The organism is Kitasatospora sp. NPDC056076 (assembly GCF_042266305.1).
Taxonomy (GTDB): Bacteria; Actinomycetota; Actinomycetes; order Streptomycetales; family Streptomycetaceae; genus Kitasatospora.
In genome coordinates this window covers 1-1,688 of sequence record NZ_JBHJWG010000124.1, presented here as the reverse complement: position 1 = coordinate 1,688, position 1,688 = coordinate 1, and the positions used below count along the sequence as shown (strand labels likewise).

Here is a 1,688-nt window from a genome sequence, read left to right as displayed (position 1 = left end):
GCACCGTCTCCTGGACGGCCAGCCGCGCGCTCTCGGTGTCCGCGAGGATCCGGCGCGCGAGCGGCAACAGGGCGTCCCCGGCGTCGGTGAGGGCGATGTTGCCCCGGGTGCGGTGGAACAGCTCGGCGCCCAACTCCCGTTCCAGCGAACGGATCTGCTGAGAGAGCGAGGGCTGGGCGACGTGCTCGGCCTCGGCGGCCCGGGTGAAGTGCCGGGTCTCGGCGACGGCCAGGAAGTAGCGGAGTTGCTGGAGCTGCACACCACCAGGTTAAGCCGCGACGATAGGCCCCGGCTATCGTCACCAGCCGCAGCATGTCTTGGACGCACCCTGGCCGCCGTCCCTACCGTTGCTGCCATGACAACCGCGACTCGGACGGCCCGGCATCCGTCCACCCTGGTGACCCTGTGGCGGTCGACCGTCGGCAAGAAGGCGGTCATGGCCGTCACCGGACTGGCGATGCTGCTGTACCTGGTCGCGCACATGCTGGGCAACCTCAAGGTCTTCTTCGGACCCGACGACATCAACGGCTACGCGGCCTGGCTGCGCACCATCGGCCAGCCCTTCCTCGGCCACGAGTGGTTCCTGTGGATCGCCCGGGCCGGCCTGGTCGCCGCCGTCGTCCTGCACGGCGTCTCCGCGTACCAGCTCAGCCGCCGGGACCTCGCCGCCCGCCCGAGCAAGTACGTGCACCGGCGCCGCCGGGCCAGCTACGCGACCCGCACCATGCGCTGGGGCGGGGTGATCCTCGGGCTGTTCATCGTGTGGCACATCCTGGACCTCACCACCCTCACCGTGAACCCGGTCGCCGAGCACGGCCACGTCTACCAGAACATCGTGGGCACCTTCGGCCGCTGGTACAGCGACGTGTTCTACATCCTCGCGGTGGTGGCCCTCGGCTTCCACGTCCGCCACGGCTTCTGGAGCGCCGCGCAGACCCTCGGCGCCAACAACGCCCGCCGCGACAAGGCGCTCAAGCTGACGGCCGACGGCCTCGCGCTGGTGCTGACCGCGGGCTTCCTGTCCGTCCCCCTCGCCGTGATGTTCGGAGTGGTGAAGTGAGCAGCGCCGACGTGAACAGCTACCTGGACTACGCGATCGGCGCGCCGGTCGCCGACACCAAGGCCCCTGCCGGACCGATCGAACAGCGCTGGGACCAGCGGCGGTTCGACGCCAAGCTGGTCAACCCGGCGAACCGGCGCAAGCACACCGTGATCGTGGTCGGCACCGGCCTGGCCGGCGGCGCGGCCGGCGCCACCCTCGCCGAACAGGGCTACCACGTCGTCCAGTTCTGCTTCCAGGACTCCCCGCGCCGCGCCCACTCGATCGCCGCCCAGGGCGGCATCAACGCGGCCAAGAACTACCGCAACGACGGCGACTCCGTCCGCCGGCTGTTCTACGACACCGTCAAGGGCGGCGACTTCCGCGCCCGCGAGTCCAACGTGCACCGGCTCGCCCAGGTGTCGGTGGAGATCATCGACCAGTGCGTGGCCCAGGGCGTGCCCTTCGCCCGCGAGTACGGCGGCCTGCTGGACACCCGCTCCTTCGGCGGCGTGCAGGTCTCCCGCACCTTCTACGCCCGCGGCCAGACCGGCCAGCAACTGCTGCTCGGCGCCTACCAGGCGCTCTCCCGGCAGATCGCCGCCGGGAACGTGGAACTCCACCCGCGCACCGAGATGCTGGACCTGCT

At 70.7% G+C, this 1,688-nt stretch carries 3 protein-coding genes; 2 read left to right on the top strand and 1 reads right to left on the bottom strand.

The features are described 5' to 3' along the window. Window positions 1-259: LysR family transcriptional regulator (locus ACFC1T_RS38350; RefSeq protein ID WP_375897435.1), on the bottom strand; the 259-nt coding region annotated here is incomplete at its 3' end. 96 nt (window positions 260-355) lie between these two features. Between ACFC1T_RS38350 and ACFC1T_RS38345 the strand changes: the two genes are divergently transcribed. After that, window positions 356-1,060 carry a succinate dehydrogenase cytochrome b subunit gene (locus ACFC1T_RS38345; RefSeq protein WP_375897432.1) on the top strand — a complete coding sequence of 235 codons (705 nt, stop codon included), beginning with the start codon at window positions 356-358 and terminating at the stop codon, window positions 1,058-1,060. Window positions 1,061-1,071: 11 nt separating this feature from the next. After that, the coding region (locus tag ACFC1T_RS38340; RefSeq protein ID WP_375897438.1) for an FAD-binding protein at window positions 1,072-1,688 on the top strand (617 nt) is incomplete at its 3' end.

Coding starts and splice junctions, on each gene's coding strand:
- ACFC1T_RS38345 (WP_375897432.1), top strand. CDS start 356: ATGACAACCGCGACTCGGACGGCCCGGCATCCGTCCACCCTGGTGACC.